Source organism: Ferrovibrio terrae, from assembly GCF_943371255.1.
GTDB lineage: Bacteria > Pseudomonadota > Alphaproteobacteria > Ferrovibrionales > Ferrovibrionaceae > Ferrovibrio > Ferrovibrio terrae_B.
This window is the reverse complement of record NZ_CALRUC010000165.1, coordinates 1-6,628: the sequence shown is the minus strand read 5'-3', so window position 1 is coordinate 6,628 and position 6,628 is coordinate 1. Positions and strand designations below refer to the sequence as shown.

The window sequence follows — 6,628 nt, the reverse complement described above, 5'->3', positions numbered from 1 at the left end:
TAGCCCTTCATCACGATATTGCCGCGGAACATGATCTCGCCCATGGTCTCGCCGTCTTCCGGCACGCGTTCCATGGTTTCGGGATTCAGCACGGTGACGTCTTCTTCCACGTGATAGCGCACGCCCTGGCGCGCCTTCACCGCCGCTTTCTCGGGCAGCGGCAGCGCATCCCAGTCCGCATGCCAGTCGCAGACCACGGCGGGGCCGTAGACCTCGGTGAGGCCATACACATGCGTCACGTCAAAGCCCATCTTTTCCATGGCGGCCAGCACGGCGGCCGGCGGCGCCGCACCCGCGGTCATGCATTTCACGCCGGGCTGAAGTTTCGCCCGCACATCGTCGGGCGCGTTGATCAGCATGGTCAGCACGGTGGGCGCGCCGCAGAAATGCGTCACGCCGTGATTGAGGAAGCTGTCGAACACCAGGGCGGGGTCGACCTTGCGCAGGCAGACATGCACGCCCGCCAGCATGGTGATCGTCCAGGGGAAGCACCAGCCATCGCAATGGAACATCGGCAGCGTCCACAGATAGCGCGGATGCTTGGGCAGGTTCCAGGTCACCGCATTGCCCACGGCATTCAGATAGGCGCCGCGATGATGTGTCACCACGCCCTTGGGGTTGCCGGTGGTGCCCGAGGTATAGCCCAGCGAGATGGCATCCCATTCATCCGCCACGCCGCGCCAGGCCCAGTCGGGATCGCCGGTTTTCAGGAAATCCTCGTATTCCATCGCGCCGAACAGTTCGCCGGTGCTGCACAGATGGTCGTCGATATCGATCACCAGCGGCTTGTTGCCGGAGATATGCACGGCCTGCTTCACCACCGCGCTGTATTCGCGGTCGGTGAACAGGATCTTGGCCTCGCCATGTTCCAGGATGAAGGCGATGGCGGCGGCATCCAGGCGCGTGTTGATCGCATTGATCACCGCGCCGGTGGCGGGAATGCCGAAATGCGCCTCCAGATGTGCCGGCGTGTTGGGCGCGATGATCGCCACGGTGTCGCCGCGCGTGATGCCGCGCTTTTCCAGCGCCGAGGCCAGCCGGCGGCAGCGCTCATACAGTTCGCGATAGCTGTAGCGCAGCTTGCCGTGGATCACCGCCAGATGGTCGGGAAACACGTCGGCGGTGCGGCGCAGGAAACTCATGGGCGACAGGGCCTCGAAATTGGCCCGGTTCTTGTCGAGATCGCGGTCGTAGATCGTGCTCATCTGGCATTTCCCCTGCAGGCGCCAAGCTAGAGCATATGGCGCCCATTCAGCAACAGGGTGGCGGCAATAGCCGGAAAGCGCCGGGCCCGGACCCTAAAACAGGCTCAGGTCGAAACCGTCGTAGAGCAGCTTGAGCCCGCACAGGAACACGAAGATGTAAACGATGCGGTAGAACAGCGCGTCGCTCAGCTTGTGATGCAGATACATGCCCAGATAGACGCCGCCGACCGCCACCGGCACCAGCACCGCGCCGGTGGCCAGGTTGCCGGGTGTGAACTGGCCGAGCCACCAGTAGGGGATCAGTTTCACGTAATTGACCGAGGCGAAGAACACCACGGTGGTGGCAACAAAGGTGGTCTTGTCGAGCCGTTGCGGCAGCAGGTAGACCTGCAGGGGCGGGCCGCCGGCATGGGCGATGAAGCTGGTGAAGCCGGAACAGGCGCTCCAGAACACGCCTTTCAGCGTGTTGGGCTGCGTCGGTTCGGCGGTGCCGGGTTTCAGCCATTTCTGCAGGGCGAAGATCACCGCTACGGCGCCGACGATGATCTCGACGCCGCGATTGCTGACATAGCCGGCGGTCAGCGTGCCGATGACGATGCCGATCATCGCGCCGGGGATGATGATTTTCATGTTGCGGCGGTCCCATTTGCCGCGGAATCCCCACAGGCCGGCCAGGTCCATGGCACAGAGCACCGGCAGCATGATGGCGGCGGCCTGCAGCGGTGGCAGCACCAGGGCCAGCAGGGGCAAGGCGATCAGGCTGGTGCCGGGACCGAAGCCGCCCTTGCTGAGCCCGATAATCAATACGGCGGGAAAGGCCGCGGCGTAGAACCACGGATCGGCGATCATCGGAAACGAGTCGGGCATGGCGGGGTCTGCCTGGGAATCGGGCGGTTCGGTTGCGTGGGGCCGGCGCGGCGCTTATCTTCCATATCAACTTCGCCCGCCAACCCCAATCGCCAGAAGGCATCATTCTGACAGGACCCATGCAGACCGGAATTGCCGCAGCCGTTGCCGCCATGGACCAGGCGATCCGCCGCCTGGATGCCGCGCTGGCCCAGCGCGCCGGGGCGTTTCGCCGCCTGGCCGAGCAGCACGGGCTGCTGTCCGCCGAGGTGAAGACCCTGCGCGAGGATTTGCAGGCCGCGCGCGAGGAAGCCGGGCCGCTGCGCGAACGCGCCGCGCTGGTCGATGCCCTGCGGGCCGAGCTGGCGCAGATTCAAAACGACAATGCCCGACTGGACGCCGACGACGCGGCGCTACGCCAAACGCTGGCCACAAAAGACGCCATAATCGCCAGCCGCGACAGCGAGATGGCCGTGTTGAAGGAAATGGTCGAGTCCCTTCAAGCCGGACTTATTCCGTCCGCCGTCGATCTGGAGGACTACTCCATCGTGGAGAGTAAGGTGGAGCTGGGGCGGACCGCAGCGACGGATATGCTCCGGAGGCAGTATGGCGATAAAGCGGCCGAAGGCATGCTTGAGTTGTGGGAGAGCCAGCAAAATCTGGCAGTAAGGGATGGAGAGATTGCCGCGCTGAAGGACGAGCGCGACATGCTGCGCACACAGCTCGCTGCGGCGCTGGATGCGCAGGAGGCGCTGAAGCGCATGGCACTGGCGGCGCCTGCAGCGGTACCGGTCGTGGTCGCCGACAACAGCGGCGATATGGCGGCCCTGAAGGCCGAACTGGCAGCGGCGAAGGCGGCGCAGACCGAGATGCAGGCCTTCCAGTCGGGCATCGCGGCGCGGCTGGAGGCGACGATGGCGCGGCTGCGGCAGGCGCTCGACAGCCAGGCCCAGGTTTGAGCGGGAAACGGATTTGAACCAGAGACGGAGGCTGCAATGTCTATGGTGAAGGTCACCGTCAACAACCGGCTCTACGAGATCGGTTGCGATGATGGCGAGGAAGAGCAGGTCCGCCGCCTGTCGCAAATCCTCGATGGCCGTGTGCGCGAGCTGGCGGCGCTGGTCGGGCAGGTTGGCGAAGCGCGGCTGATGCTGATGACGGCGCTGACCCTGGCCGATGATCTGGAACAGGCCCAGCGCGATATTGCCGCTATGCGTCAGGAGGTTACGGCCTTCCAGCAGGAGCAGAAAACCACCGCGGACGGCACCGAAGCGCTGGTCGGACTGGCAAAACGGCTCGAAGACATTGCCGCGAAGCTGGAGAGCACCTAAATAGAGTGGTGGACGGGTGCTGCCCGGTGCGTGGGTTTACGTAACCCTGGGGCCAATGCTCATCTCTACGGGAGCTGTCTCTGCCGGAACCCTGGTTCCGGTCATATGGCGCCCACCTGGTACGCCAGGCCACAGAGGTTAGTTCATACTTACGGCCATGGTGGGCCCGTCCACTTCTTCCACCAGAGCCAGCCACCTTGACCCCTGATCCCGATCTCGAGGCCCGCAAGGCCGCGCTGCGCAGTCGCCTGAAGGTCCGGCGTGCCGAAGCCGCGGCTGCCAATGGCGCCGCCATCGCCTCGCTGGCGGCCGAGCGGTTTATCGCCGCCGTTGCGCTGCAGCCCGGCCAGGTGGTTGCCGGTTACTGGCCGATGGGCGATGAACTCGATCCGCTGCCGCTGTTGCTGGCGCTGCAGCGCCAGGGCCTGAAGATCGCACTGCCGGTGGTGCGCAAGGGTGCGCGATTGCTGGAATTCCGGCGCTGCGACGATCTTGCCAATCCGCCGCCGGGCGGGGCCTATGGCATTCCCGCGCCACAGGAGGATGCCGAGGTTTTGCGGCCCGATCTTGTGCTGGTGCCGCTGGTCGGTTTCGACAGCGTCGGCCACCGCCTCGGCATGGGCGGCGGCTATTATGACGCCACGCTCAAGGCCCTGAGGACATCCGGGCTGGCGGCTGGGGATAAGAAGCCTCTGGCCGTCGGCTATGCCTTCGCGGTACAGCAGGTGGCAGAGCTGCCGTATGCGGCACATGATGAGAGGCTGGATTGGGCGGTAACCGAGCGCGGCGCGCTCAAGTTCGAAAGATAAAACGGCAATGAAGCTTCTGTATTGCGGCGATGTGGTGGGCCGGTCCGGCCGCGATGCGGTGGTGTCGCGTATCCCTGAGCTGCGCGCCTCGCTCGGCCTCGATTTCGTGCTGGTCAATGGCGAGAATGCCGCCGCCGGTTTCGGCATCACCGGGAAAATCTGCGAGGAATTCTATGGCGCCGGCATCGATGTCATCGTGCTGGGCAACCATGCCTGGGACCAGCGCGAGACGCTCGGCTATATCAATTCCGACCCGCGCCTGCTGCGCCCGCTGAACTATCCCAAGGGCACGCCCGGCAAGGGCGCCGCGGTCTATACGCTGCAGAGCGGCAAGAAGGTGCTGGTGATCCAGGTGATGGGCCGCGTCTTCATGGACCCGCTGGATGATCCCTTCGCCGCGGTGGATGGCGAGTTGGCGAAATACCGCCTCGGTGGCGGTGTCGATGCGATTGTCGTCGATATCCATGGCGAGGCGACCTCGGAGAAGATGGCGATGGGCCATTTCTGCGATGGCCGCGCCTCGCTGGTCTGCGGCACGCACAGCCATATCCCCACGGCGGACGCGCAGATCCTGCCCAAGGGTACCGCCTATCAGACCGATGCCGGCATGTGCGGCGACTACAATTCGGTGATCGGCATGGACAAGGCCGAACCGCTCAACCGCTTCACCAAGAAAATCCCCGGCGGCCGTTTCGAGCCGGCCAATGGCGAAGGCACGCTCTGCGCGGTGTTTGTCGAAACCGATGATCGCACCGGGCTTGCCACCCGCATCAGCCCGATCCGGCTCGGCGGGCGACTCGCGCAGGCAACACTCTAAAGACCTTCATGGGCAGCCGCTTCGAAGCGCTGCTGAAAGAGGTTCGGGCCTGCACGCTTTGTGCGCCGCACCTGCCGCGCGGCCCGCGCCCGGTCGTGCGCATGGAGCGCAGCGCCAGGGTGCTGATCATCGGCCAGGCACCGGGCACCAAAGTGCATGAGACCGGCATGCCGTGGAACGACCGCAGCGGCGACGTGCTGCGCGGCTGGCTCGATATGGACCGCGAGGATTTCTACGACGCGCGCCGTATCGCCATCATGCCGATGGGTTTCTGCTATCCAGGCGTCGATCCGCGCGGCGGCGACAATCCGCCGCGGCCGGAATGTGCGCCGCTGTGGCATGCGCGGCTGCTCGCGCAGTTGCCCGACATTCGCCTCACATTGCTGGTCGGAAAGTATGCGCAGGCGCATTACCTCGGCGTGCGGCGGCAGAAGACGATGACCGAAACGGTGCGGCAGTTCCGCAGCTATCTGCCGGATGGTTTCCTGCCGCTGCCGCATCCCAGCTGGCGCAACACCGGCTGGCAGAAGCGCCAGCCCTGGTTCGCCGCCGAAGTGGTGCCGGCGCTCAGGGCCGCCGTTACCGTGGCGCTGGTTTAATACAGCGGCTCGCGCGGGATGAACTCGACGATGCAGAACAGCATGTCCACCTGCCGGCTATCGCCCGACAGCGGCATCACCATGTCCACCACGGTGATGAAGTCCTTGTGCTGGCCCACATAGGGCACGCGGTTGATCTGCGGCCGGCAGTGTTCGGCCACCGTCTCCAGGCTGGTCCAGATCCGGCTGCCGGGCTGCTGGTGCGGCAGGTCGCTCATGCACAGACCGGTGTAACGCCCGTTCATCATCGCATCGACACGGGTGCCGATCAGGCGATAGCGGAAATCCAGCGGCCAGCCCGGCTTGGTGTCGCGCAGTACGTCCATCAGGATCAGGTTGGGCAGCACCGGCTTGATCTCGGCCGGATCGAGATCGGCGCGCGCCGGCATCGGCCGGTCGCCGCATTTGGCCAGCCAGTAGTCGTATCCCTGCCGCAACAGTGGTGTGGCCGAATTTAAATCCAATGCGGTCATGCGCCGCCGGGAATCCTGATCGTGTGTATAAGGGGAGGGGTAACGGATATCAGCGTGACATGAAAACGCCGTCAGTGCACGGCCTAATTGTGCGCCCGCGACTACCACCGGCCGGGCGGATCGATCTCGCGCGGAATGAAATCGACGATCGAGATCAGCATGTCGACCTGTTCGCCATCCGTCGACAGCGGCATCACCAGGTCGATCACCGAGAGGAAATCCTTGTGCGGGCCGACATAGGGCACGCGATGAAACTGCGGCTGCCGGTCCTGCGCCACTTCGGAAAAATTCCGCCAGATCTGGCTGTCGGGCTGCTGGTGCGGCAGATCGCTCATGAACAGGCCGGTGAACCGCCGCGACATATGCAGGTCGATGGCCGATCCCATCAGGCGGTAGCGGAAATCCAGCGGCCAGCCCGGCTTGTGGTCGCGCAGCACATCCATCAGCACCACATGCGGCAGGAAGGCCTTCATCTCGATCGGGTCGAGATCGACGCGCGCCGGCATCGACCGGGCGCCGCGCTTGCGGTCCCAGTATTCATAGCCCTG

At 64.8% G+C, this 6,628-nt stretch carries 9 protein-coding genes and 1 other RNA gene; 6 read left to right on the top strand and 4 right to left on the bottom strand.

Going from position 1 to position 6,628, the window contains the following annotated elements:
• Both AAG799_RS21695 and AAG799_RS21690 read right to left on the bottom strand, forming a co-directional pair.
• On the bottom strand, window positions 1-1,205 hold a 1,205-nt coding region (locus AAG799_RS21695; protein ID WP_341899116.1), incomplete at its 3' end, for an AMP-binding protein.
• Window positions 1,206-1,298: 93 nt separating this feature from the next.
• Window positions 1,299-2,072, bottom strand: a complete 774-nt coding sequence (locus tag AAG799_RS21690; protein ID WP_341899115.1) for a sulfite exporter TauE/SafE family protein — start codon at window positions 2,070-2,072, stop codon at window positions 1,299-1,301.
• Window positions 2,073-2,104: 32 nt separating this feature from the next.
• Here AAG799_RS21690 and AAG799_RS21685 point away from each other — a divergent pair, with 32 nt between their 5' ends.
• From AAG799_RS21685 to AAG799_RS21660, 6 genes are all read left to right on the top strand, one after another.
• Window positions 2,105-3,010 carry a hypothetical protein gene (locus tag AAG799_RS21685; RefSeq protein WP_341899114.1) on the top strand — a complete coding sequence of 302 codons (906 nt, stop codon included), beginning with the start codon at window positions 2,105-2,107 and terminating at the stop codon, window positions 3,008-3,010.
• 36 nt (window positions 3,011-3,046) lie between these two features.
• Window positions 3,047-3,382: a cell division protein ZapA gene (locus AAG799_RS21680; RefSeq protein WP_341899112.1), complete on the top strand. Its 336-nt coding sequence runs from the start codon at window positions 3,047-3,049 to the stop codon at window positions 3,380-3,382.
• A gap of 13 nt (window positions 3,383-3,395) precedes the next feature.
• Window positions 3,396-3,552, top strand: a non-coding RNA gene (gene ssrS, locus AAG799_RS21675) — 6S RNA.
• 27 nt (window positions 3,553-3,579) lie between these two features.
• Window positions 3,580-4,191, top strand: coding sequence for a 5-formyltetrahydrofolate cyclo-ligase (locus AAG799_RS21670; protein WP_341899110.1), 612 nt, complete (start codon window positions 3,580-3,582; stop codon window positions 4,189-4,191).
• A 7-nt stretch (window positions 4,192-4,198) separates the two neighbouring features.
• A complete protein-coding gene (locus AAG799_RS21665; RefSeq protein ID WP_341899109.1) occupies window positions 4,199-5,008 on the top strand; it encodes a TIGR00282 family metallophosphoesterase in 810 nt (269 codons plus the stop codon).
• Window positions 5,009-5,016: 8 nt separating this feature from the next.
• Entirely contained in the window at window positions 5,017-5,607 is a 591-nt protein-coding gene (locus AAG799_RS21660) for a uracil-DNA glycosylase family protein (RefSeq protein ID WP_341899108.1), read from the top strand.
• On the opposite strand, the gene AAG799_RS21655 is transcribed toward AAG799_RS21660, so the two are convergent.
• Window positions 5,604-6,080, bottom strand: coding sequence for a PAS domain-containing protein (locus AAG799_RS21655; protein WP_341899106.1), 477 nt, complete (start codon window positions 6,078-6,080; stop codon window positions 5,604-5,606). The genes AAG799_RS21660 and AAG799_RS21655 overlap by 4 nt on opposite strands.
• A 101-nt stretch (window positions 6,081-6,181) precedes the next feature.
• A partial coding sequence (locus tag AAG799_RS21650) for a PAS domain-containing protein (protein ID WP_341899104.1) occupies window positions 6,182-6,628 on the bottom strand: 447 nt, incomplete at its 5' end.

Excerpts from the sequence above, each read along its gene's own strand:
- AAG799_RS21690 (WP_341899115.1), bottom strand. The coding sequence starts at position 2,072 with ATGCCCGACTCGTTTCCGATGATCGCCGATCCGTGGTTCTACGCCGCG.
- AAG799_RS21680 (WP_341899112.1), top strand. The coding sequence starts at position 3,047 with ATGTCTATGGTGAAGGTCACCGTCAACAACCGGCTCTACGAGATCGGT.
- AAG799_RS21665 (WP_341899109.1), top strand. The coding sequence starts at position 4,199 with ATGAAGCTTCTGTATTGCGGCGATGTGGTGGGCCGGTCCGGCCGCGAT.
- AAG799_RS21660 (WP_341899108.1), top strand. The coding sequence starts at position 5,017 with ATGGGCAGCCGCTTCGAAGCGCTGCTGAAAGAGGTTCGGGCCTGCACG.
- AAG799_RS21655 (WP_341899106.1), bottom strand. The coding sequence starts at position 6,080 with ATGACCGCATTGGATTTAAATTCGGCCACACCACTGTTGCGGCAGGGA.